At 70.2% G+C, this 23,274-nt stretch carries 23 protein-coding genes; 10 read left to right on the top strand and 13 right to left on the bottom strand.

Annotation, left to right across the window (positions count from 1 at the left end; genetic code table 11):
* Window positions 1–18: 18 nt before the first annotated feature.
* From PSH03_RS29215 to PSH03_RS29205, 3 genes are all read right to left on the bottom strand, one after another.
* Window positions 19–1,161: a geranylgeranyl reductase family protein gene (locus PSH03_RS29215; protein ID WP_238691011.1), complete on the bottom strand. Its 1,143-nt coding sequence runs from the start codon at window positions 1,159–1,161 to the stop codon at window positions 19–21.
* Between the two features lie 360 nt (window positions 1,162–1,521).
* Complete coding sequence (locus PSH03_RS29210) at window positions 1,522–2,391, bottom strand: hypothetical protein (RefSeq protein ID WP_238691010.1); 870 nt, start codon at window positions 2,389–2,391, stop codon at window positions 1,522–1,524.
* A gap of 37 nt (window positions 2,392–2,428) precedes the next feature.
* The gene (locus PSH03_RS29205) at window positions 2,429–4,273 is read right to left on the bottom strand and encodes a phosphoenolpyruvate carboxykinase (GTP) (RefSeq protein WP_210784418.1); all 1,845 of its coding nucleotides are present in this window, start codon (window positions 4,271–4,273) and stop codon (window positions 2,429–2,431) included.
* Window positions 4,274–4,713: 440 nt separating this feature from the next.
* Between PSH03_RS29205 and PSH03_RS33085 the strand changes: the two genes are divergently transcribed.
* The 3 genes from PSH03_RS33085 to PSH03_RS29190 all read left to right on the top strand — a co-directional run bounded on the left by PSH03_RS33085 (window position 4,714) and on the right by PSH03_RS29190 (window position 6,710).
* Window positions 4,714–5,250 (top strand): GtrA family protein, encoded by a 537-nt coding sequence (locus PSH03_RS33085; RefSeq protein WP_210784470.1) that lies wholly within the window; start codon window positions 4,714–4,716, stop codon window positions 5,248–5,250.
* A 63-nt stretch (window positions 5,251–5,313) separates the two neighbouring features.
* Window positions 5,314–6,021 (top strand): GtrA family protein, encoded by a 708-nt coding sequence (locus PSH03_RS29195; protein WP_210784471.1) that lies wholly within the window; start codon window positions 5,314–5,316, stop codon window positions 6,019–6,021.
* Window positions 6,018–6,710 carry a MaoC/PaaZ C-terminal domain-containing protein gene (locus tag PSH03_RS29190; RefSeq protein ID WP_210784419.1) on the top strand — a complete coding sequence of 231 codons (693 nt, stop codon included), beginning with the start codon at window positions 6,018–6,020 and terminating at the stop codon, window positions 6,708–6,710. The genes PSH03_RS29195 and PSH03_RS29190 overlap by 4 nt, the downstream gene beginning before the upstream one ends.
* 44 nt (window positions 6,711–6,754) lie before the next feature.
* Here the strand turns inward: PSH03_RS29190 and PSH03_RS29185 are convergent, their stop codons facing one another.
* Both PSH03_RS29185 and PSH03_RS29180 read right to left on the bottom strand, forming a co-directional pair.
* A complete protein-coding gene (locus PSH03_RS29185; RefSeq protein ID WP_210784420.1) occupies window positions 6,755–7,327 on the bottom strand; it encodes a PH domain-containing protein in 573 nt (190 codons plus the stop codon).
* 107 nt (window positions 7,328–7,434) lie between these two features.
* Window positions 7,435–8,310, bottom strand: a complete 876-nt coding sequence (locus PSH03_RS29180) for a biotin--[acetyl-CoA-carboxylase] ligase (protein ID WP_238691008.1) — start codon at window positions 8,308–8,310, stop codon at window positions 7,435–7,437.
* 84 nt (window positions 8,311–8,394) lie between these two features.
* Here PSH03_RS29180 and PSH03_RS29175 point away from each other — a divergent pair, with 84 nt between their 5' ends.
* Window positions 8,395–9,978 carry an acyl-CoA carboxylase subunit beta gene (locus PSH03_RS29175; RefSeq protein WP_238691007.1) on the top strand — a complete coding sequence of 528 codons (1,584 nt, stop codon included), beginning with the start codon at window positions 8,395–8,397 and terminating at the stop codon, window positions 9,976–9,978.
* 33 nt (window positions 9,979–10,011) lie between these two features.
* On the opposite strand, the gene PSH03_RS29170 is transcribed toward PSH03_RS29175, so the two are convergent.
* The 4 genes from PSH03_RS29170 to PSH03_RS29155 form a co-directional block, all read right to left on the bottom strand.
* Window positions 10,012–10,872 carry a hypothetical protein gene (locus tag PSH03_RS29170; RefSeq protein ID WP_238691006.1) on the bottom strand — a complete coding sequence of 287 codons (861 nt, stop codon included), beginning with the start codon at window positions 10,870–10,872 and terminating at the stop codon, window positions 10,012–10,014.
* Window positions 10,865–11,365, bottom strand: a complete 501-nt coding sequence (locus tag PSH03_RS29165; protein ID WP_210784424.1) for a SigE family RNA polymerase sigma factor — start codon at window positions 11,363–11,365, stop codon at window positions 10,865–10,867. Before PSH03_RS29165 ends, PSH03_RS29170 begins: the two co-directional genes overlap by 8 nt.
* A gap of 61 nt (window positions 11,366–11,426) precedes the next feature.
* The gene (locus tag PSH03_RS29160) at window positions 11,427–12,410 is read right to left on the bottom strand and encodes a ketopantoate reductase family protein (protein ID WP_238691005.1); all 984 of its coding nucleotides are present in this window, start codon (window positions 12,408–12,410) and stop codon (window positions 11,427–11,429) included.
* 124 nt (window positions 12,411–12,534) lie between these two features.
* Window positions 12,535–13,278, bottom strand: coding sequence for a M50 family metallopeptidase (locus PSH03_RS29155; RefSeq protein ID WP_238691004.1), 744 nt, complete (start codon window positions 13,276–13,278; stop codon window positions 12,535–12,537).
* A gap of 173 nt (window positions 13,279–13,451) precedes the next feature.
* Between PSH03_RS29155 and PSH03_RS29150 the strand changes: the two genes are divergently transcribed.
* Window positions 13,452–14,204, top strand: coding sequence for a GH25 family lysozyme (locus PSH03_RS29150; protein ID WP_210784428.1), 753 nt, complete (start codon window positions 13,452–13,454; stop codon window positions 14,202–14,204).
* A gap of 82 nt (window positions 14,205–14,286) precedes the next feature.
* On the opposite strand, the gene PSH03_RS29145 is transcribed toward PSH03_RS29150, so the two are convergent.
* Together PSH03_RS29145 and PSH03_RS29140 are read right to left on the bottom strand one after the other, a co-directional pair.
* Window positions 14,287–14,514: a hypothetical protein gene (locus PSH03_RS29145; protein WP_210784429.1), complete on the bottom strand. Its 228-nt coding sequence runs from the start codon at window positions 14,512–14,514 to the stop codon at window positions 14,287–14,289.
* A 65-nt stretch (window positions 14,515–14,579) separates the two neighbouring features.
* Window positions 14,580–16,610, bottom strand: a complete 2,031-nt coding sequence (locus tag PSH03_RS29140; protein WP_238691003.1) for a serine/threonine-protein kinase — start codon at window positions 16,608–16,610, stop codon at window positions 14,580–14,582.
* A 90-nt stretch (window positions 16,611–16,700) separates the two neighbouring features.
* Between PSH03_RS29140 and PSH03_RS29135 the strand changes: the two genes are divergently transcribed.
* The 5 genes from PSH03_RS29135 to PSH03_RS29110 all read left to right on the top strand — a co-directional run bounded on the left by PSH03_RS29135 (window position 16,701) and on the right by PSH03_RS29110 (window position 21,435).
* On the top strand, window positions 16,701–16,895 hold the full coding sequence (locus PSH03_RS29135) for an acyl-CoA carboxylase subunit epsilon (protein WP_112601931.1): 195 nt from the start codon (window positions 16,701–16,703) through the stop codon (window positions 16,893–16,895).
* Between the two features lie 90 nt (window positions 16,896–16,985).
* Window positions 16,986–17,444, top strand: coding sequence for a hypothetical protein (locus tag PSH03_RS29130; RefSeq protein WP_238691002.1), 459 nt, complete (start codon window positions 16,986–16,988; stop codon window positions 17,442–17,444).
* 1,477 nt (window positions 17,445–18,921) lie between these two features.
* Window positions 18,922–19,992, top strand: a complete 1,071-nt coding sequence (locus tag PSH03_RS29120; RefSeq protein WP_238691000.1) for a S8 family serine peptidase — start codon at window positions 18,922–18,924, stop codon at window positions 19,990–19,992.
* Window positions 19,993–20,116: 124 nt separating this feature from the next.
* Window positions 20,117–20,785: a Maf family protein gene (locus tag PSH03_RS29115; RefSeq protein WP_238690999.1), complete on the top strand. Its 669-nt coding sequence runs from the start codon at window positions 20,117–20,119 to the stop codon at window positions 20,783–20,785.
* On the top strand, window positions 20,782–21,435 hold the full coding sequence (locus PSH03_RS29110) for an O-methyltransferase (protein ID WP_210784435.1): 654 nt from the start codon (window positions 20,782–20,784) through the stop codon (window positions 21,433–21,435). Before PSH03_RS29115 ends, PSH03_RS29110 begins: the two co-directional genes overlap by 4 nt.
* A gap of 71 nt (window positions 21,436–21,506) precedes the next feature.
* Here PSH03_RS29110 and PSH03_RS29105 read toward each other — a convergent pair whose 3' ends face one another.
* Both PSH03_RS29105 and PSH03_RS29100 read right to left on the bottom strand, forming a co-directional pair.
* Window positions 21,507–22,262: an ABC transporter permease gene (locus PSH03_RS29105; RefSeq protein WP_124823257.1), complete on the bottom strand. Its 756-nt coding sequence runs from the start codon at window positions 22,260–22,262 to the stop codon at window positions 21,507–21,509.
* Window positions 22,263–22,280: 18 nt separating this feature from the next.
* Complete coding sequence (locus tag PSH03_RS29100) at window positions 22,281–23,240, bottom strand: ATP-binding cassette domain-containing protein (protein WP_112601935.1); 960 nt, start codon at window positions 23,238–23,240, stop codon at window positions 22,281–22,283.
* Window positions 23,241–23,274: the final 34 nt, after the last annotated feature.

Genomic DNA, 23,274 nt, shown 5'->3' with positions numbered 1-23,274 from the left:
AGCGACCCTTCAGCCAGTTCACTGCCTCGGAGCCCCATCCCCGCCGCCCAGACCGGCGCCGATCAGCGCGAGCGTACGAGCGGTGAGGCGTCCGTCACCCAGTCCCAACTCGACCACGTCGTAGAACACCCGGTCGTCCCGACGGGCGGCCCGGACCGCCGCGTCCACCACCCGGCGTCGCCGGGCCAACCAGGCCGCTACCGAACTGTGCCGCAGGTGGGTGCCGAGGCGGCGACGCAACCCGTCGGCGTAGCGGCCAGCCGCGCCCTCGGGCGACCTGGCCGCCGCCGACCCGGCGAGCGCGCCGGAGAGCAACGCGTAGAAGATCCCCTCCCCGGTGAACGGATTGATCAGTGACAGGGCGTCCCCGGCCAACAGCGTGCGGCCTCGCCCCGGCGACGGCCGGTGGGTGGAGAGCGGCAGGTGATGCGCGCGCAACGCGGTGACGGTCGCCAGATCGGTGCCGGGCAGCAGCGCGGCCAGCCGGTCCAGCAGGTACGCTCGGCTCAGCGGCTCGCCGCGCAGGACCTCCCCGTACCCGACGTTCGCCCGTCCGTCACCGATCGGAAACGACCAGGCGTACGCCGGCCAACGCGCCTTCGAGGTGACGATGAGCTGCTCGGACGGGCCGGGCAGAGCCGGGGCGTACCCCCGGATGGCCAGCGCGAGGTGCCGGTCGGGGTTCTGCGGGTGGCCGAGCGTCCGACGTACCACCGAGCCGGCGCCGTCCGCGCCGATCACCACCCGGCCGGACACCTGCCCGTCGAGTACCACCCGGTCCGCGCGCGGCTCGACCTGGCGCACCGTGTGCCGGCGCAGTTGCGCGCCGGCGGCCACCGCGGCCGCCACCAGCCGCGCGTCGAAGACCTCCCGGGGCACCGTGTACGCGGGTCGGGGCAGCGCCCGAGCCACCGCACCGCCACCCGGCGAGATCATGCGCAGCGCCGGCAGGGGCGCGTAACCCGCCACCGCCTCGGTCACCCCCAGCTCGGCGAGCACGTCCACCGAGTGCGCGGCGATCCCGTCACCACACGCCTTGTCCCGGGGGAAATCGGCCCGGTCCAGCAGCAGCACGCTGGCACCGGCCCGGCGCGCCGTCAGCGCGGCTGCCGCCCCGGCCGGCCCCGCCCCCACCACCACCACGTCGAACTCGTCGTCCACCGCGCGCCTCCCTCCAGTCCGACGCGGCGCGGCCGCTCCCGCCGGGCGACCCGGTCGGCCTTGCGGCCGGCCGCCCGACGATCTCCGCAGCCGCGCCGACCATCTCCGCAGCCGCCCCGTCGCCGGCCGCTGTGACCGACGCCACCCGCCATCCTGCCCCCTGCCCGCCCTCGAAGACCGCTCCCGCACCGGGCCAGCCGGTCCCACCCACCCTCCTTTGCTCTGCACCCGCGGACGCGACGGTTACCGTCCGCGACTGTCGCCTATCGGGGTGCAGAGCAAAGGGGGGATGGGCGTGGACTGGGTCGCGGTCGGCCGCCGGGTCGGCACCCAGCCGCGTCGGTGCGGGGCCCACCGCGGTCAGGGTTGGGGTTCAGGCTGGGCCGCGTCGGGGGTGCGGGCGGCGCGGCGCAGGCCGTAGAGCGCCAGCCCGGCGGCGGCGAGCAGAGGGGCGCCGTCGCGGATCAGGCCGTCCACGCCCAACAGCCACCAGCACAGCGGCAGATCCACGGCGAGTACGGCCACCGTGACGACGACCAGCAGGCCACGCGCCCAGTCCTTGCCCCGCATCAGGAACGCGGTGCAGAACAGCACCGCGTAGCTGGCCGTGATGCCCGCACCGAACCAGAACAGCACGGCGGGCACCGCTGTCAGTCGACCATCCAGGATGGAACCCCCGGCCACCAGGGCCGGCACCAACATCAGCGGGCTGTAGGTGAAGGCCGCCACCCGGCTGGTCAACAACCAGGCACTGGACTGTGGTCGGCGTGGAGGGGTCTCCCGCCAGGAGATGCCGTCCCGGTCGATGACGAGGCGTGGACGGTGCCGGACCAGGTGCCCGGCCAACGCCGACGAGCGGTAGAGCAACCAGACCACCGCGACACAGAGCGCCGTGAGAATGGCGAAGCCGAGCAGGCCGGGCAGCGGCGGCACCCCCTGCCGGGGCACGATGAGCCGGCCGACCGCGAAGATCGTGGTGACCGCGAGGATCAGCCCGAACGGGCGGGCCACCGTACGACCCCGTCGCACGTGCCCGATCAGCAGCAGGAAGCCGAACGAGCGCAGCATGGCCCAGCCGGTCCGTACGGCTAGCCCGAATCCCTGCTCCGGGGCGTACCACCAGTTGAGCAGCTCGACCACGACGGTGGCCGCCGCCGTCGTCGCCAGCAGGGTGGTGAGTACCCGGACGGCGGACGGCCGCCGGACCTGGGTCTCGGCGGCCGTCCTCATGAAATCCGATGTTGCCCGCGAAGGGCCTCGTTCACACCTACCGCTGCGGCTGCGCGGCGTCCAGGCGGGCGCGCAGCGCGTCCAACTCGGCCCAGAGCACGCCGGGCAGCTTGTCACCGAACTTCTCGAACCACTCGGTGATCATCGGCAGCTCGTTACGCCACTCGTCCGGGTCGACCTTCAGCGCGATCCGAACATCCTCCGGGGTCATGTCCAGGCCCTCGACGTCCAGGGCGTCCGGCGCGGGGACCATGCCGACCGGCGTCTCGACCGCGTCGGCGGTGCCCTCGATCCGCTCGACGACCCACTTGAGCACCCGGGAGTTCTCCCCGAAGCCCGGCCAGAGGAACGAGCCGTCCGGGTCCTTGCGGAACCAGTTGACGTAGTAGATCTTCGGCAGCTTCGCCTCGTCGCCGTCGGCGCCCTTGCCCATCTCGATCCAGTGCCGGAAGTAGTCCCCGGCGTGGTAGCCGATGAACGGCAGCATCGCCATCGGGTCTCGCCGGACCACGCCGACGGCGCCGGACGCGGCGGCGGTGGTCTCCGAGGAGAGCGTGGCACCCATGTAGACGCCGTGCACCCAGTCGCGGGCCTCGGTCACCAGCGGGACGGTGTCCTTGCGGCGTCCGCCGAAGAGGATCGCGTCGATCGGCACGCCGTTCGGGTCGAAGTACTCGTCGGCGAGGATCGGGCACTGGGTGATCGGGGTGCAGAACCGGCTGTTCGCGTGGGAGGACAGGCTGTCGCTCTCCGGCGTCCAGTCGTTGCCCTTCCAGTCGATCAGGTGTGCCGGCGGCTCGCCCATGCCTTCCCACCAGACGTCGCCGTCATCGGTGAGGCCGACGTTGGTGAAGACGGAGTTGCCCCGGTCCAGCGTGCGCATGGCGTTGGCGTTGGTCTTCCAGTCGGTGCCGGGCGCGACGCCGAACAGGCCGTACTCGGGGTTGACGGCGTAGAGGCGACCGTCCGGGCCGAAGCGCATCCAGGCGATGTCGTCGCCGATGGTCTCGACCTTCCAGCCGGGAATCGTCGGCTCCACCATGGCGAGGTTGGTCTTGCCGCAGGCAGACGGGAACGCGCCGGCGATGTGGTAGGTCTTGCCCTCCGGCGAGGTGATCTTGAGGATCAGCATGTGCTCGGCGAGCCAGCCCTCGTCCCGGCCCATCACGCTGGCGATCCGCAGCGAGTAGCACTTCTTGCCCAGCAGCGAGTTGCCGCCGTAACCCGAGCCGTACGACCAGATCTCCCGGCTCTCCGGGAAGTGCGAGATGTACTTGGTCTCGTTGCACGGCCAGGCGACATCCTGCTGGCCGGGGGCGAGCGGGGCGCCGATCGAGTGCAGCGCGTGCACGAAATCCGCGTCGTCGCCCATTGCCTCGAGGACCCGGGCGCCCATCCGCGTCATGATGCGCATCGAGGCGACCACGTACGGGCTGTCGGTGATCTCGACACCGAACATCGGGGACTCGGCCTCGACCGGCCCCATGACGAACGGGATGACGTACATGGTGCGACCGCGCATGGAGCCCCGGTACAAGTCCGTCATCGTCCGCTTCATCTCGGCCGGCGCCATCCAGTTGTTGGTGGGGCCGGCGTCCGCCTCGTCGACGGAACAGATGTAGGTGCGCTCCTCGACCCGGGCGACGTCCGTCGGGTCGGTGCGCGCGTAGAACGAGTTGGGCTTCTTCTCCGGGTTGAGCCGGATCAGGGTGCCGGCCTCGACCAGCTCATCGGTGAGGCGGCGCCACTCCTCGTCGGACCCGTCCACCCAGACGACACGGTCGGGGGTGGTCAGTTCCGCGACCTCACGGACCCAGGCGAGCAGTTTCGGATGGGACGTCGGGGCCTGATCGATACCCCGCACAACAGCCGGAGCAACCATGACACATCTCCTTGTGGTCGACGCTGACCGATCTATGGGATGCACGAGACTCAGCGGCGCGATGCGTCGCCTTCGTGGAAACCTGGGATTGGCCTCAGCGTAAACCGGGCAGCCTTCCGAGTCAGTGGGACAGGTTGTGAAGAACTGCACAAGCTACGGCCTCGCTGCGGCATCACGAGCTGATACCCGCTTTCCCGCGCAGTTTCACGCAAATCTTGTTGTGCACCCCGGCGGACGCTTGTTGCGGTCGGGCCGTGGACCTGCCCCCGCCGACCGGTGCGGTGATTCCCGTTCCGCGGCGGCTCAGTCCTCCCAATTGGCTACGCTCTGTGCAGTGGTCACGTACGCGGCGCTGGGCCCCTCCGGGAGACCACGCCCGCTTGCCGTTGCTACCCCTCTGACTGGACGGCAGCCGGTAGGCTCCCTCCGTGGCCGCCACGATGACCGGGGAACAACCGGGTCCCCGGCAGACCCGACGGGGTCTCGTCGGCTTACTCCTCGACCGCTTCGGTCACCTCATCCACGAGATGGGCAAGTTCGCCACAGTGGGTGGTTTCGCCTTCCTCGTCGACTTCGCGCTCTTCAACTACCTGACGAGCAAGTACGGCGTCGAAGAGCTGACGGCGAAGACGATCTCCACGGTGATCGCGGCGTCCGTCGCCTTCGTGGGCAACCGGTTCTGGACGTGGCGGCACCGACAGCGCAACAACGCGGCCCGCGAGTACGCGCTCTTCTTCTTCTTCAACGCTGTCGGTCTCGGCATCACTGTGGCCTGCCTCGCGCTCAGCCGCTACGGGCTCGGAGCCATCTGGCCGGCCGTGTTCCAGACGCGCCTGGCGGACAATCTCGCCAGCTACATCGTCGGCACGGGGTTCGCCACGCTGTTTCGATTCTGGTCGTACCGGCGGTTCGTCTTCGTCGAAGCGGGAACCCCGACCCTTCCGCAGGTGAATCCCGACCGAGACCACGGGGCGTGACCTGCCGCCCACCTCGTTCGGCCGGTGATCGCCGGCCGCACCGACTGCCCTAAGGTGTTTCGCATGCGTCTTGTCCGCCTGCTGCCTGAGCGCTGGCAGAAGTTCATCCACGAGGCGCTCAAGTTCGGCATCGTCGGCGGCATCAACACCGTCATCAATTACGCGGTGTTCAATGCCCTTGCACTGACCGTTTTCGTCAATGGTCAGTTGAAGGCGACAGTGATCGCGACGATCGTCGCCACCATCACGTCGTACCTCATGAATCGGCACTGGACGTACAGCGATCGCCCGAAATCGGCGCTTCGCAGGGAATATCTCCTTTTCTTCCTTTTCAACGGCGCTGGCCTGCTCATTGAGCTGGGGGCCGTGGCGGCGGCCAAGTACGGTCTCGGCGTAAACGGGCTGCTGGCGCTGAATCTGGCCAAGACCGTCGGCGTCATGCTGGCCACGCTGTTCCGGTTCTGGTCGTACCGCACCTTCGTCTTCCAACCCGTCGCACCGGCCGAGGACGAGGCCACGAAGCCCGACTCCACCTGGCACGGCATTCCGCGCGACGAGTGGGACACCATGGCGGAGATGGACCCGGTCGCCGAGTTGGCGGAATCGGTGTCCGAACTGGAGGAGGCGGAGTCCGCGCACCGCCTCGACTCCCCGGCCGGCGCACCGACTCAGGGCCGGCTCCCGCGGTTGAGCGTCAGCCCCGCCGTCGACCTGGACGCGGAACTCGCCGCGGAGCTGCACGTCAGCACCCGTCGCGCGCCCCGCCGGTGACGACACCCGACGCCCGCTCCGGCACGGGGCGCCCGGCCGAGCTGTTCTTCGAGGATCTCGTCCCGGGGCTCACCGTCGACCTCGGCGTGGTCACCGTGGACGCCGACGAGATGGTCGCCTTCGCCCGACGCTTCGACCCGCAGTGGTACCACGTCGACCCCGACCTGGCCGCCGCGAGCCGGCACGGTGGTCTGATCGCCAGCGGCTTCTACACGGTCAGCCTGTTCATGCGCGCGTACGTCGACCACCTGCTGTCCCGGGCCGCGGCTGACGCCTCCCCCGGCCTGGAGGAGCTGCGCTGGCTCGCCCCGGTGCGGGCCGGCGACCGGCTCGCCGTCCGAGTCGACGTGATGGGCGCCCGGCCGTCGACCGCCCGCCCCGGGCTCGGCACCGTCAGCCTCACCGGCACCATGCTGCGCCTCGGCCCGGACGACCGGCCCGAGCAGGAGGTGCTGCGGACCCGCTTCCGTGGCTGGTTCGCCGTGCGACCGGTCGAGGCCGACCCCGCCGAGGTCGAGGCCGAGGCCACCGAAGCCGCCCCGACCGACGCTGACCAGCCCGACGCTGACCGGCGCGGGGTTGACCAGCCCGACGGCGGCCCGACCGCAGCGGACCCGTCCACCGTCGGGCCGTCCGACGGCGACCCGACGCAGAGCAGCGGCTCACCCGAGGCCCGACGACCCGACTGACCCGCCCCCGACAGTGCGGCAGGGGCGGGTCCCAACCGGCCGGTTCAGGTGGTGGTGTCGCGCAACGGCTTGCCGTCCTGCATGTCGGCGAGCATGTCGCGCATCTCGCCATCGCCCAGCGAGTGCTTGTCGTGCTGTGCCTCGACCAGCTCGTACAGGGTGGTCTGCACCTTCCCGACGTCCGGCACGTCGGCGAGCACCGACTGGCCGCGCTCACCGGCCGACTCGATGGTGAGCGTCCCGCAGCCGAGCAGACGCTCGACGAAACGCTGGTTCATCGAGTGGTCGTTGACCCGGGCGAGCGGAAGGTCCCGCCGGTCCCGGGAGAACACACCCTGCTGAAGCAGGACTCGCTCGTTCGTGAACAGGTAGTGGGTGGTGCGCCAGACCAGGAACGGCCACAGGCCGAGCCAGAGCACCGCGACCAGGGCGATCGCCCCGATCACGGCCAGCGCGATCGAACCGCCACCACTCTCGGGCAACAGGAGCACGCCGACCACCACCGCGGCGATGGCCAGCACCAGCACCGCGATCGGCCGGATCAACGCCTTCCAGTGCGGATGCAGGTGCAGCACGACGTGCTCGTCCTCGGTGAGCACGTCTTCAGGAAACGCCACGGGAACCTCCAACGCGATTTTCTAGACGCGCAGACGGTAAACCCCCCAAGCCCCACCACAACATCCGCCGCGCGGGCCCACTCGACTCTTCGTGATCTTGCCGGTCGTCAGCGGAGGTGCAGGACGTCGCCGGCGGCCAGGGTTCGGGTGCCGGCTGACGTGGTGACCACCAGTTGGCCGTCCGGGTCCACTCCGGTGGCGGTGCCGGTCAGGGACTCACCGTTGGGGAGCAGGACGCGTACCTCGCGGCCGATCGTCGCGCAGGCCGCCAGGTAGGCGTCGCGCAGGCCGCTGGCCACCGCGTCGCCGCCCGCCGACCGCCAACGGTCGTACCAGTCGGCGACCGCCCGCAGCAGCGCCCGCAGCAGCGGATCCCGATCGGTGGCCACAGCGCCGGCCAACTGGAGCGAGGTGGCCGGCAGCCCGGTCGGATTCACCGGCAGCTCGTCGGCGCGCAACGTCACGTTGAGCCCGATGCCCAGCACGATCGCCGGCGGTTGGTCCGGCGCCCGTCCGGGCACCGCCTCGGCCAGCACGCCCGCGCACTTCGCGTCGTCGATCAGCAGGTCGTTCGGCCACTTGAGGGTGGCTTCCAGCTCGGCCAGCCGGGCCACCGCCTCGACCAGCGCCACGCCGGCCAGCAACGGCAGCCACCCGTACCCAGTGGGTGTCGCCGGCAGCCAGCCGCGGTCCGGCACGGCCTCGCCCGGCCGCAGCAGGACGCTCGTCGCGATGCCGGCCCGCGACGGCGACTGCCAGACCCGACCGCGCCGACCACGCCCTTCGGTCTGCCGCTCGGCGACCACGACCAAGCCCTCGGGCTCGTCGGCCCGGGCGGCCTCGGCCACGTCGGCGTTGGTGGAGCCCGTCTCGGCACGCAGCTCCAGCCGGGCCCACGGCCCGTTCGGCGCTGTCAACGCGCGGCGCAGCCGGGCCGCCGACAGCGGCGGCCGGTCCAGATCGGTGTACGGGGAGCCCGACATTCCGCCAGCCTACGGCGGTGCTCCGGTCGACACTGAGGCGTACTGCACAGCGGCACCCACCTGAACCATCGTTATATTCCCTGGGTGACTACCGAGACCGGGACCAACATGCACAGCACCGCGGGCAAGCTGGCGGACCTGGAGCGCCGGGTCGACGAGGCGGTGCACGCCGGGTCGGCCCGCGCCGTGGAGAAGCAGCATGCGCGCGGCAAGAAGACCGCCCGCGAGCGGATCGAGATGCTGCTCGACGAGGGCTCCTTCGTCGAACTCGACGAGCTGGCCCGGCACCGGTCCACGGCCTTCGGGCTGGAGCGGAACCGCCCGTACGGCGACGGTGTGGTCACCGGCTACGGCACGGTGGACGGCCGGCAGGTGTGCGTCTTCGCGCAGGACTTCACAGTCTTCGGTGGCTCGCTCGGCGAGGTCTTCGGCGAGAAGATCGTCAAGGTGATGGACCTGGCCATGAAGATCGGCTGCCCGGTGGTCGGCATCAACGACTCCGGCGGCGCGCGCATCCAGGAGGGCGTCGTCTCGCTCGGCCTCTACGGCGAGATCTTCTTCCGCAACGTGCGGGCCTCCGGCGTCATCCCGCAGATCTCACTGGTGATGGGCCCCTGTGCCGGCGGCGCGGTCTACTCCCCGGCGGTCACCGACTTCACAGTGATGGTCGACCAGACCTCGCACATGTTCATCACCGGCCCCGACGTGATCAAGACGGTGACGGGCGAGGACGTCGGCATGGAGGAGCTGGGCGGCGCGCGTACGCACAACTCCCGCAGCGGCAACGCGCACTACCTCGCCAGCGACGAGGAGGACGCTGTCGACTACGTCAAGGCGCTGCTGTCGTACCTGCCGTCGAACAACCTCGACGAGCCGGTCGTCGTCGACGCCCCCGCCGAGCTGGCGATCAGCGACGAGGACCGGGAGTTGGACACCCTGATCCCGGACTCGGCGAACCAGCCGTACGACATGCACACAGTCCTCGAGCACGTCCTCGACGACGGGGAGTTCCTGGAGGTCCAGCCGCTCTACGCGCAGAACATCGTGGTCGGCTACGGCCGGGTCGAGGGGCGGCCGGTCGGTGTGGTGGCCAACCAGCCGATGCACTTCGCCGGCACCCTGGACATCGCCGCCTCGGAGAAGGCCGCCCGCTTCGTTCGCACCTGCGACGCGTTCAACATCCCGGTGCTGACCTTCGTGGACGTGCCCGGCTTCCTGCCCGGCACCGGTCAGGAGTGGGACGGCATCATCCGCCGGGGCGCGAAGCTCATCTACGCGTACGCCGAGGCGACCGTCCCCAAGGTCACCGTCATCACCCGCAAGGCGTACGGCGGGGCGTACGACGTGATGGGCTCCAAGCACCTCGGCGCGGACCTGAACTTCGCCTGGCCGACCGCGCAGATCGCGGTGATGGGTGCGCAGGGCGCTGTGAACATCCTCTACCGCTCCGAGCTGGCCGGTGCCGAGGACCCGGCGGCGGTCCGGGCCGAGAAGATCGCCGAGTACGAGGACACCCTGGCCAACCCGTACGTGGCCGCCGAGCGCGGGTACATCGACTCGGTGATCGCTCCGCACGAGACGCGCGCCCAGATCGTCCGGGCGCTGCGCGTCCTGCGGACCAAGCGGGAGACCCTGCCGCCCAAGAAGCACGGCAACATCCCGCTCTGATCTCGCCGCCGCCTGCTGACCCCGAGCCGGGGGTCAGCAGGCTGGGTTGGCGGCAGCGCACATCCGGGCTGCCGCCGCAACGGCGAGCTGGCGGAGTTTCGCCTCGGTGCCGTCATCTGCGATGCGGAGCAGCGAGACAGCGTCGCCGACCCGGACGACGGCCAGGAAGGTCGGCGGCGGTGCATTGCCGAACGTCTGCCCGGTCTGCACGTCCCGAGGGGCCGTGAGCGTGTCCCGCAGGATGGCGGCGTCGTCCCCCGCGAAGCCCCGCTGCACCACCGCCCACCGGTGGATCACCTCCATGGTGTGGGTGCCGTTCACCGTCTGCCACTGCTCGACGCTTCGCCACTCGGCGCACGGCGCGACCAGGTCGTCCAGACTGGTGAAGAGCTGTCGAGCCGTCTCGGGCACCAGCCTGAAGAGATCCTGCATGACCAGTGCGTCGCCCGGCACGAGGACGCCTTGAGTGGGCTTCCGCATGAGGGTCTGTGAACGGGACAGGATGGACATTTGCCAGCCGTCCGGCAGTCCCTGGCTGGTCCGGCAGTGGCCGAGCGTGTCCTCCAGCCGCACCGGCTCGCCCAGCCCTGCCTGGCTGAGCTGCACGTAAACCGGCTGCGGCAGGTCGGCCGGCTGCAACAGGGCGTCGGTGGTGATCTCGTGCCGGGTCGGCGAGGCGGAGGGCGCGGCGACCGGCTGAACCAATGGCGGGGACGTCCTCGGCGCCGCGACCGCCACGGCGGAGAACCCGGCGAGGGCCAGCACGACGGTCGCCACCACGATCTTGCGCTGGCTGCGGCGACGGCCCCGGGAGCGGATCTCCTCCGGGGCGAGCCAGCGCACGTCCCGCAGGTCCCGCTGGATCTGTTCGACGAATGGCGGGTCGTCACGCATCGGTGGCCTCCTCCAGATCAGAGACGGCGAGCAGACCGGCGAGCGCGGCACGCCCCCGGGAGAGTCGAGCCTTGACCGTGCCCACCGGGGCTGCGGTCTCCCGCGCCACGTCGGCGACCGGCATCCCCATCAGGTAGTACAGGGCGATCGCGACACGTTGTTCCTCGGGCAGTAGACGCAACGCGGCGACCACCTCGACGGTGTCGGTGCCCGGCCCGGGAACCGTCTCGGTCACACCGTGCCGCAGGTACGCGCGGGCCCGGCTCCGCAGGCTGCGCCACCGGCTGACCGCGATCCGGCTGGCCACCACCCGCAGCCACGCCTCCGGGTCGTCGTACCCGCTGACCGTCGACCAGCGCTGCCACGCCCGGATGTACGCCTCCTGCACGGCGTCCTGCGCCTCGCCCCGATCGCCGGTGAGGGCGTAGACGAACCCGAGGAGTCGTTGCCGACTCCCCCGGTAGAACTCGTCGAACCCGTCGACGTCCGGCACCCGCTACCTCCCCGTGTCGGTCGCTGGGAACACGCACCGGCACGGGGCGTTGGTTGCCCGCTCAGGCGATCGACTTTTCCAGTTCGGCGAGCGGGAACGCGCCGGCCCCGATCCGCTCCCGGACCGCCCGGCGTACGGCCCGCTGCACGGCGACGTTGACCGGCGTCGGTACGCCGTGCAACCGGCCGAGCAGCGCGATCTCGCCGTTGAGGTGGTCGACCTCGGTCGAGCCGGTGCCCCGGGCCAGGCTCTGCCAGGTCGAGCCGCCGGAGCGGGCCTCGCCGTCGACCGGGCGTTGCCCGACCAGGTCGCCGCGTTCGGCCTTCTCCTCCTCCGGCGAGGTGTGCGCGATGCCGGCGGCGGCGAGCGCGGCGACGCCCTCGGCGCGTACCCGCTCGACCAGCGCGTCCGGGATGTCCTGGCCGAGCAACGCCTGCAGGCCGTTACCGAGGTTGCTGAGCAGCTTGCCGTACTTCCAGCGCAGCACGTCGGTGCGGACCGGGGCGACGAAGCCGGCGGCGGTCAGGTCGGCGGCGATCGCGCGGTCGGTGTCGTCGGCGCCCCCGGGGTACCGCCCGATGTGGAGCATCCCGGGATGCGGGTACCCGTTGGCGACCACCACGCCCGGGTCCAGGTGGGTGGCCGGCAGCCAGACGCAGACCGGGTGCACGTCCGCGAAGAGGCGCAGCGCGGCCCGCTCGTTGGCCACCCCGTTCTGCGCTGTCACCAGCGGCAGACGTTCGCCCGCCGTGCCGCCGCCGGCCACCGGCGCGTCCACCCAGGCGGCCAACGCGCCGGCGGTGTCCTGCGACTTCACGGTGAGGATCAGCACGGTGTCCGCCGGCAGCGGCTGGTCCGTGGGCCGGTCCACCGCCGCGAGCCGGGCGGTGACCTCACCGTCGGGCTGCCGCACTGTCAGACCCCGCGCGCGGATCGCGTCCAGGTGGGCGCCGCGGGCCACCACTGTCACGTCCCGGTCGGCCTGAGCCAGCCGTACGCCGATGGTCCCGCCGACAGCACCCGCCCCGATGATCACGTATCGCATGGCCTCATTCTGCCCGCCCGCGCCCCTCCGGCCGTCGATCATGGAGTTGTGGTGCCTGGCTGGGGGTGTATTGCGGCTTTCGCGGCCCACCACAACTCCTTGATCGACCCGGGTGGCGGCGGGGTCAGAGCGTCAGGCCGGCGTCGGTGAGGATCGGGCCGACGAGCAGGAGCGCGCCGGCGAGCAGCGCCGCCAGGTTGACGAGGGCGAAGACGCCAACCCAGAAGAGCGGCGGAAACGGGGTGAGCCCGGCGAGTTGGTCGGCGTCGGAGGCGGGCATCCGCCCCCGCGAACGCAGCCGTTGCAGCTCGACCACCGGCCGCACCCCACCGAGCAGCAGAAACCACACCCCGGCGTACGCGAAAGCGGCCTGGACCTGCGGCGTCGCGTACCACGAGACGGCGAACACCAGCGCCCCGGTGACCAGCAGCGACACCACGCCGAAGACGTTGCGGATCATGACGAGCATGGCCAGCAGCAGCGCCACGGCCACCCAGAGCAGCAGGGTGATCCGGTTACCACCGAGCAGCCAGGCGCCGGCCAGCCCCACCAGCGGCGGCGCGACGTATCCGGCGAGCAGAGTGAGGATCATGCCCGGCCCGGTGGGGCGGCCGGCGGAGAGCGTCAGCCCGGACGTGTCCGAGTGCAACCGGATGCCGTGCAGCTTGCGGCCGGTGAGCAGAGCGACCAGGGCGTGGCCGCCCTCGTGCGCGATGGTGATGGCGTTACGGGCGATCCGCCACGGCAGCCGGGTGGAGACCACCACCAGCGCCACGGCCCCGGTGATCAGCACCAGCAGCGCGGGCGGGTCCGGCTGCGCGCCGAACAGCGTGTCCCACAGGTCGCCCAGCCCGTCGATCGACATCATGGGGCGCGAGCCTACCGGCGGCGTTCCGTGTCGCTCCCGAGGGCACCGGCTCGGATGTCGACCACTGGGGCGACCGACGCCCGCCGATGAAGCTTTTTTCCGGTCACCCTTGTGATCTAGGGCACTTACCTCCAAAGATGGATGTCGATAGAGCGACGTCCTTGGAGGCACTCATGGCCCGTACCCGATCATCGCTGCGCCGCGCGCTCGCGGCCGGCCTCACCGTCCTCGCCACCGCGGCGGCGGCCCTGGTCGCGACCGCCGGACCGGCGGCCGCCGCCACCACACCCGGTGTCGACGTCTCCCGCTACCAGGGCACCATCAACTGGACCAGCGTCCGCAACGCGGGCATCCAGTTCGCGTTCATCAAGGCGACCGAGGGCACCAGCTACAAGGACCCGAACTTCAACGCCAACTACGTCAACTCGTACAACGCCGGGGTGATCCGCGGGGCGTACCACTTCGCCCGCCCGAACATCTCCGCCGGCTCCACCCAGGCCAACTACCTGGCCTCCAACGGCGGCGCGTGGTCTGCGGACAGCCGCACCCTCCCGGCCGCGCTGGACATCGAGGGCAACCCGTACAGCGGCGGTTACTGCTACGGGCTCAGCACGACCGGGATGCGCAACTGGGTGCAGGACTTCCTGAACACCTACCGCTCCCGCACCGGCCGGTACGCGGTCATCTACACCACCACGAGCTGGTGGAACCAGTGCACCGGCAGCTGGACCGGCCCGTGGGCGAACCACCCGCTCTGGCTGGCCCGCTGGTCGAGCACCCCCGGTGCCCTGCCGGCCGGCGCGTCGGTGTGGAGCTTCTGGCAGTACACCGCCACCGGCCGCGTCTCCGGGATCAGCGGCGACGTGGACCGCAACTACTGGAACGGCGACCGGAGCCGCCTGATCGCGTTGGCAAACAACACCTGACCGGGCCGTTGGCGGCAGCGGGATCGACGGTCACCACACGGTCGACAATCGGTCCGGCTGCCGCCACACCACCGGGTACGGGTCAGGCCCGCCGCCGGCTCAGGGCCGGCACCACAGCATCCTCACGAGCCAGCGCACCCCGGCGAGTCAACCGCCAGGCAGCCACGCCAAAGCCGGCAACGATCACGACGCCGAGCAGTGCGACGAGCACCGAAACCCCCGCGCTGACCAGCAGCAGGATCGCGTCGCCGAGCGCCACGAGCATCCACAGTGCCAGCCGGGGCCGAGTGTCCCTCCGTCGGTAACCCATGTCGTGCCTCCTTCCGTCGTCGAAGGTCAAGTACCCACGACGACGCAAGGTCATGCGAATGAGTTTCAGTCCTGACGGTCGGGCACGAAACCGGCGGCGATCCGGTCGAAGTTCGGCAGGTTGGCCTGCCAGTCCTTGTCCGCGATCTCCCACCGCATCGCGTAGCCCCGGTTGCTGGCCGTCACGAAACCCCGGTTACGGACGTGGATCCGGGTGCCGTCACGAGTTTCCAGCCACTCCCAGTCGCCGCAGACCTTCCAGAAGTCGCATTCCTTGATGCTGATGTACTTGTAGTCGTTGACGAGGTTCTTGCGGTTCGGCTCCTGGTCCCGCCAGTCGTCGACCGCGCTCTTCAGCGGGCTGTCGGTCCACTGCACAAGCAGCTCACCCGGGCCGTTGGACTGGTCGAAGACGACGGTGTTGCGGCCCGCGCTGCGCCGTACCCAGCCGTCGGGAATCGGCAGGGCGAAGCCGCCCGGGTCCCGGTGCAGCTTCCAGCCCGCCGGTAGCGCGTTCGGGTCTACCGAGGGGGTGGCCGAGGCGGACGGACTCGGGGCACCGCTGGTGGGCGGCGGAGGCGCCGCAGCGGTGGTCGGTGCGGCGCCCGAGGTCGCGGCACCACCGGTCGGGTTGGCCTGCGGGGTCTTGTCGTCGTCAGTGGTCAGCATCGGCACGACCACCACGAGGCCGATCAGCAGCAGCGCCACCACGGCACCGATCAGCAGGTTACGCCGGGTGTTGTTCGGCTTCGTGCCATCCGTGGGCGGCACCGGCGCGCGGCCGGCCGACGTCACCGGCGGCATGAGCGACGTCGGCGTGGTCGGCTTGCGCTGCTCCGGAGCCACCGGCGGACCGTCGACAACCGTCGGCTCGTCGTCGACGGTCGTCGTACCGTCGCCGCTCGTGTCAGGCGCGGCAGTGACCTTCGCGGTCGGCTCGGCATCGGACGGGTCTGCATCGGACGGACGGTCGACCGCAGCGGTCGGGTCGACCTGCGCCGCAGCGGTCGACTCGGCCGGCACCACCGCGGTCGGGTCGGCGACCGCACCGGAGGAAACGACGGCCGTCGGCGTGGCATCGGCGGCGGGGGTCGCGGCGGCAGCAGATGTGGCCGCCGAGGTGGCCGCCGAGGTGGTCGCGGCGGCCGGCGGCGGCGACACCGGCCGGTCGACACTCTCGGCCGGCCGCGGGGCCGGCACCACCGGCAGGCGCGGCTCGCGCGGACCGTTCGGCCCAGGCCGGCGTACGCCATCGAGCAGGGAGATGCCGCGCGACCGCTTGCCCCCGGCGCGGCGCAGCAACCGCTCCGCCACCTCGGCGGTGATCCGCTCGTTCGGGTCCTTGCGCAACAGCCCGTTGAGGACGGCCTTGAGCGGACCGGCGTTCTTCGGCGGCGGAATCGGCTCGGTGGCCAACGCGGCCAGGGTGCCGATCGCCGACGGCCGGGCGTACGGCGACTTGCCCTCGACCGCCGCGTAGAGCGTCGCGCCCAGCGACCACAGGTCGGCCTCCGGCCCGGCAGTGCCGTCCCGAGCGCGCTCCGGCGAGATGTACGCGGGTGAGCCGAGCACCATGCCGGTGCGAGTCACGTTGGGGTCACCGGGGATCGTGGCGAGACCGAAATCGGTCAGCACCACCCGACCGTCGTCGCCGAGCAACACGTTGCCGGGCTTCACGTCGCGGTGCATGACACCCGCCTTGTGCGCGGCGCTGAGCGCGCCCAGCACGCCCAGGCCGATCTCCACCGTGCGGGCCACCGACACCGGGCCGTCCTCGGCGAGAGTGTCCTGCAGCGACTTCGACGCCACGTACTCCATGACGATCCACGGATCGCCGTCGGTGCGCAGCACGTCGAAGATGCGGACGACGTTGGCGTGGTTGAGCCGGGCGATGGCCCGCGCCTCCCGCAGCGAGCGCTCACGCATCTCGCGGCGCTCCTCATCGGTGAGACCGGGCGGCGGCACCAACTCCTTGATGGCGACGTCCCGATGCAGCACCTCGTCGCGCGCCTTCCACACCCGGCCCATGCCACCCTGGCCGAGCGGCGACAGAAGCCGGTATCGGTCAGCGACGAGTTGGGGAAGCGCGTTCGACATCGGTGAGACGGTACCCGGACCCGCCGACGCTCACACCGCCGGCACGCCACTGTGCGCTTCGGGTAACTTCGCGCCGCGTACCCTGGCGGCATGTCTGCCGAAGAGCCGCTGTTCCGGGTCGTCCGCGGCGTGCCCACCGCCGAGGAGTTGGCCGCTCTGGTGGGGGCGATCATCGTCCGAACCCGTCCGGCCGCAGCCCCCGCGCCGGCGACCGAATCCGCCTGGGCGCGCAGCGGTCGACCCGGCGGCTCCCGCGGGTGGCGCGCCGCCGGCCTGCCCCGCTGACCCGAGACCTGCCGTACGGGGGCTGTCAGGGTGGCGTTGAGCCGTTAACCTCACTCAGGGAAACGGTGCCGCTACGGGTAGGGAGGATCCATGATCCCCGAAGAGGACCGGCCAGCACCCTGGCTGCGCGGTTACGGCGGCATCGAAGCCGACATCAGCCAGCTCAGAGAGTTCGCCGACCGGCTCGCCGCCGAGGTCGAGAGCAACTACGCGCCGCACCTGTCGTACATCGCCGAAGACATGTCCGCGAAGCTGCCCAACCCCTGCGACGCCTTCATCGAACTGGTCACCTTCCTGCACGCCCACCACGAGACGCAGCAGGCCACCGCCGACATGGTGTACGCCGTCCGAGGCGCCACCGGCCACCTGGCCGCCGCCGCCGATCAGGTCGCCACCCACTACGCCGACAGCGACGCCTTCACCGCCGCCCGAGTGGTCGACGTGCAACGAGCCCTCGCCAACCCGGCCAGCGTCCTGTCCGGCGGCCCGACGCCAACCCTGACCGACCCGACCAGCGCCGACGCCGAAGGGCGGGTGGTGCTGCCGTGATCGAACGGGGCTCCGGCCGCACCTCCGGCCTCACCGACTGGCACCTCATGGACGTCAACAGCATGTGGGCCTGCCTCCAGGACCACGACACCGCCAACCACTGGAAACAGGTCGCCGGCTGGCGCAAGGTCTGCGACCTGGCGCAAACCCACCTCGGCCGCCTCCAGCAGTACCGACGCGGACTCGCCGAGGCATGGCCCCCCGAAACCAGCGCCGCCTCCGGAACGTACCTCGCCGAACTCGACGAACTCATCGACAAGGTGCAGCGCACCCACGACGCCGCCGCCGCGAACTACACCGCGCTCTCCGCCGCGACCCAGGCCATCGGCACCACCCGCGCCGCACTCCGCAAGATCTACGAGGAGTACGCGACCAAGTTCCAGCAGAAGCAGGCGTACGAGTCGATGGTCGCCGACCCGAAAGCGGTGATGGGCAACCGGGCTACCACGCCGCCTGTTGCTGATGGGGACCTGGAACGGCTGAACGTCCAGGCGCGATCCATGATGTTCAATCTGAGCGGCGAACTCCAACAAGCCCAAGCAACCCTACAAAAACCACCCCCGCCACCACGTCGACCAGGCCATCAGCCAAATGATCCTGACGTCTATGACACGAGCGCGCAGAGTCCGGTCATTCCCCCGGTCGTCGCAGTGCCGATGGCACCAGTAGCGCCGCCGTCGCAAACTCCGACAACGACTCCTGCAGGACCTACGCCTCCCCTGACTCCCGCGAGCGTCGGCCCTGTGCTGGGTGGGGTAGGTACGGCCTTAACACCGAGCACGTCAAGCCCAAGTCCAGTTGGGTTGGCGAGCCCTCCGCCAGCGTCCCCAGGCGCCCCCCTCGGCCCGCCGCCCGGCATGTCAGTGCGACCCGTTGGCGAGTTGGCCCCCCACCCGCCGTCAGGATCAATTGGCAGGCCGCAGGCTGGGGCGGAAAGCTCTACCCATCGATCGACGCCCCCGGTTTCCAACAAAGCCATGCCACCGGGAGGCATCATCGGAGGTCCACCATCAATCGGTTTGGGCCAGCCCGGGTCAGGGCCGAACTCAGCCCGCCGCGTCAACCCGATTGGCGGCGTAATTGGGGGTGGGGCTGCGGGCACAGCACCTAGCGGAGGAGCTGGTTCTCGACCTGGCGCGGGTCGCAGCTTTTCAGCGGCACAGAGCATCCCACCAATCGGCGGTGGCCCCGGCCTGACGAGTCCCGGCTATATGCAGTCAAACCCTGCGCGGCCGAGCACCCGCAGACAGACTGATAACAGCGCACGCCACTGGGACCCCGATAACCCGTGGGAGATTGAAAAGGGGGTGACTCCGGTAGTCCGGCCACCCGACGACGAAGGACCTATTGATCCTGGCCCGGCTATCGGCTTCTCGCGGTAATGCGACTCATTACCCGAGCCATTCTGGTCACACTGGTCCTGCCAATCACGGGCCTCGGGCCAACCACGGAGGATTGGCCGTATTCGACACATGGCATGGTAGGGCCCGACCAAGCCGAGCGCATTCGAGACGACCAGTGGCATCTTCGCTTCCTGAACGTTTCTCGAGCACAGACGGTCAGCCAGGGCGAGGGAGTCATCGTCGCGGTTCCGGATACTGGCGTTGATCCTCACCCCGATCTTAGAAAGAATCTACTCAAGGGCACAGACACCGTAGCGGGTGGCTTGGGAGATGGTCAGCAGGACTCGAACAGTCACGGCACGAGCATGGCGGGGTTAATTGCGGCGCATGGCAGGGGCACGAGTTCAGGCGCACTCGGCATTGCGCCTAAATCTAAAATACTTCCAATAAAGGCGGCTAGCGCAGACAACTTCGGCGAAGCCGATGATCTCGCTGCAGCCGTAGAATATGCGATAGCCAGCAACGCTCAAGTCATTAGCATCTCGAGCGGGGGCGCATCGACACCGCGCCTCGTCCGGGCAATCAAATCCGCCCTCGCGGCAAACATCATAGTTGTGGCATCAGTGGGTAACTCACCCCACAGCCCAACTGCGTATCCGGCCAGCGAAGAGGGTGTTATCGCGGTTGGAGGTGTCGATCGCGCCGGACAGCATGCCGCCATCTCGGTCACCGGACCGAATATCGATGTGGTCGCTCCTGCGGTTGACATCTACAGCACCAGCTACGGCGGGAAATACTCGAAGGGGACTGGCACCTCGAGCGCGACGGCGATCGTTGCGGGCGCGGCTGCGTTGATCAGGTCCAAGTACCCGTATCTGCCGGCCCGGGAGGTGGCGCACCGGCTCACGGCCACCGCCGTCGACAAGGGCCCTCCTGGGCGTGACGACGAGTACGGCTACGGGGTAATCGATCTTGTGGCGGCGCTGACGGCAGACGTACCGCCGCTCGGGTTTGAATCGGTGAGCGCTCCGGCCGGTGCTGGCCCGACCACGACGGCTGGCGCTCAACCGGGTGATGAGAGCGATGGCGCGACCGCGCGTGGCCTGGCCACCCTCGGTGTGCTCGTGGCTGCCGGGGTTGGGTGGGCCGTGATAGCGCGGCGACGCCGGCGTGGTGATGATCCGCCGCCCAGGATCAGTCGCTGATTGATCAGCGAAGCGGTGGTCCACTCGACTTTCAGGAAACCGCGCCCGCTCGACTGCCCGACCACATGGCCGCGCTGGGCGGGGTGTCGGTCTTGGTGGGGGGCTGGGCGGTAACGTCGGGTTGGTGTCTGAGACTTTGCCGCTCCGCCTCGTGCTCGCATCGGCGAGCCCTGCCCGTCGTAAGTTGCTCCAGGCTGCTGGCGTCGAGCCGGAGGTGCTGGTCAGTGGGGTGGATGAGTCCCTGGTGGTGACCGAGCGGGCCGAGGAGTTGTGCCTGGAGTTGGCTCGCCTGAAGGCGCAGGCGGTGTTGACCCGGCTGAACCCGACCGCCGATCAACGGACGTTGGTGATCGGCTGCGACTCGGTGCTCGCCTTCGACGGGGAGATCCTCGGCAAGCCGGCGGATGCGGCTGACGCGACCCGGCGGTGGCTGCGGATGCGGGGACGCAGCGGTGTTCTACACAGCGGGCACTGCCTGGTCGACGTTGCTGCGGGCCGGCGCGCGGAGGCGGTCACGTCGACCACTGTCCACTTCGCTGACATCAGTGACGACGAGATCGCCGCGTACGTGGCCACTGGTGAGCCGCTGGCGGTAGCCGGCGCGTTCACGATCGACGGGCTGGGTGGGCCGTTCGTGGAGCGGATCGAGGGTGACCCGGGGACGGTGGTCGGGCTGTCGATGCCGCTGCTGCGCCGGCTCCTCGCCGAGCTGGATCTGCGGATCACCGACCTGTGGACGACTGTCGCGCCGGGCGGCCAAACGGTCGAGCCGCTCGGTAACGTCCGGTCATGACCACCAAGTCGATCCCGCTCACCAACGAGCTGCACGCCTATCTGGTCGCACACGGCTCCCCGCCGGACGAGATCATCCTTGACCTGGCCGAGGAGACCCGGTCGGTGCTGCCGGAGCACGCCACCATGCAGGTGGCACCGGAGCAGGCCGCGTTCCTGACGTTCCTCACCCGGCTGCTCGACGTGCGGCAGGCCGTCGAGGTCGGCACGTTCACCGGGCTCTCGTCGTTGGCGATCGCCCGCGGGTTGCCCAAGGGTGGGCGACTGACCTGCTTCGACATCTCCGAGGAGTTCACCGGCATCGCCCGACGTTATTGGGCGCGGGCCGGCGTGCAGGATCTGATCGACCTGCGCATCGGCCCGGCCGCGGACGGGCTGCGGGAGTTGCCGCACGAGCGGCACCTGGACTTCGCGTTCATCGACGCGGACAAGACCGGCTACCCGATCTACTGGGCGGAGTTGGTGCCCCGGATGCGTCCGGGTGGGGTGATCGCCGTCGACAACGTGTTGCGGGGCGGGCGGGTCATCGCCCCGCAGGACGCCAATGACCGGGCCATCGCCGCGTTCAACGACGAGGTTCTCGCGGACGTGCGGGTGGACCCGGTGATGCTGCCGATCGCGGACGGCCTGACCCTCGCCCGGGTCCGCTGACCGTCGGCAACCACCGAACACGGCTGTTGGGGTGTCCCCACCCAGGGACACCCCAATAGCAAAAGCCAGCGTCAGCGGACGCTGCGGGCGAACTGGCGGGCGGCCCAGTAGACGCCCAGCGCGGCGAGGACCGCGGTGATGCTGAGGCCCTGCCAGACCTTGTCGCTGCCCAGGTCACCGGCGAACAGTGCCCGGGTGCCGTCGACCGCCCAGGAGAACGGGTTCCAGTTGGCGATGCCCTGCAGCCAGCCGGGTGCGAAGGTCAGCGGCAGCAGGATGCCGGAGAGCAGCAGCACCGGCTGCGCCACGGTGTTCATCAGCGGGGCCAGCGCGTCCTCACTCTTGACCTTGAGGGCGACGCCGTAGGAGACGGCCGAGGTCATGAGGGCGATCAGGGCGAGCATCAGGTACGCCAGCAGCAGGTCCCCGATGAACACCCGTAGGTCGAAGATGAGCGCCAAGAGCGTGATGATGACCGCCTGCACCAGGAGCGAGACCACGTCGCGCAGCGAGCGGCCGAGCAGCAGGGCGAGCCGGCTGATCGGGGTGACCCGGGAGCGTTCGATGACGCCGGCTCGCAGCTCGGCGATCAGGCCGAAGCCTTGGAACAGGCCACCGAAGATGGCCAGCAGCACCAGCAGACCCGGTACGAAGATCTTGTAGGCGGCGGCCTGGGTGGGCGCGTTCAGTGCGGGCTTGAGCAGCGGGGCGAAGAGCAGCAGGTACATGACCGGCTGGAACACGCCGACGAAGACCCAGACCGGGTTGCGTAGCAGGAGTTGGATCTGGCGCTGGAAGATCAGCCACGTGTCACGGGCGAATTTCATGAGAGTCGTCTCCGGTGGTCAGGACTCGCGCAGCGAGCGGCCGGTCTTGGTGAGGAAGACGTCGTCCAGGCTGGGTCGGTGCAGCTCGATCGAGCGCAGCTCCAGCCCGGCGTGGTCGAGTCGGCGCAGCACCTGCGGAATGGCGGTGGCCCCCTCGTCGACGTAGAGGCGCAGGCCGCCCTCGTCGACCGTCTCCAGCTTGTTGACGTACGGCTCGCCGTCGAGCGTCTGGGCGGCCTGCGGGGTGGCGGCCAGGTCGAGACCGACCAGCACCACGTCGCCGGAGATCTCCCGCTTGAGCTCGGTTGGTGTGCCCTCGGCCACCACCTCGCCGTTGTCCATGATCGCGATCCGGTCGCAGAGCGCGTCGGCCTCGTCCAGGTAGTGCGTGGTGATGAAGACGGTCATCCCGTCGGCGCGGAGCCGGCGGATCTCGTCCCACATGTGGGCGCGGCTCTGCGGGTCGAGGCCGGTGGTCGGCTCGTCCAGGAAGACGATCTTCGGCTCGTGGATGATGCCGAGGGCGATCTCCACCCGGCGACGCTGGCCGCCGGAGTAGGTCTTGCACTTGCGGTCCGCGTACTCGGTGAGCTGGAAGGCGTCCAGTGCGCGGGCGGCACGCCGCTGCGCGTCGGCCTTGCTGATGCCGTACATCCGGGCGTGCAGCACCAGCTCTTCGCGGGCGGTGGACTCGTCCCAGGTGCTGCCGCCCTGCGGGACGTACCCGATGCGGCGGCGCACCTCGGCCGGGTCCTTGCGCAGGTCGGCGCCCGCGATGGTGGCCTCGCCGCCGTCCGGCTCGATCAGCGTGGCGAGCATCCGCAGCGTGGTGGTCTTGCCGGCGCCGTTCGGGCCGAGGAAGCCGAAGATCTCGCCCTTGGCAACGTCAAGGTCGACGCCCCGCACGGCGTCCACCGTCTTCGTCTCTCGACCCGCGCGGGAGCGGAACGACTTCCGCAGCCCCCTGGTCTCGATCATTTCTGCTCCTGGTCGTTCGGGCCGGTCGGGCCGG

Origin of the sequence: Micromonospora salmantinae, from assembly GCF_022230905.1 — a bacterium.
In the GTDB taxonomy this organism is placed as follows: domain Bacteria; phylum Actinomycetota; class Actinomycetes; order Mycobacteriales; family Micromonosporaceae; genus Micromonospora; species Micromonospora salmantinae.
Note: the sequence above shows the minus strand (reverse complement) of the source record. Positions and strands in the feature narration are given on the sequence as shown.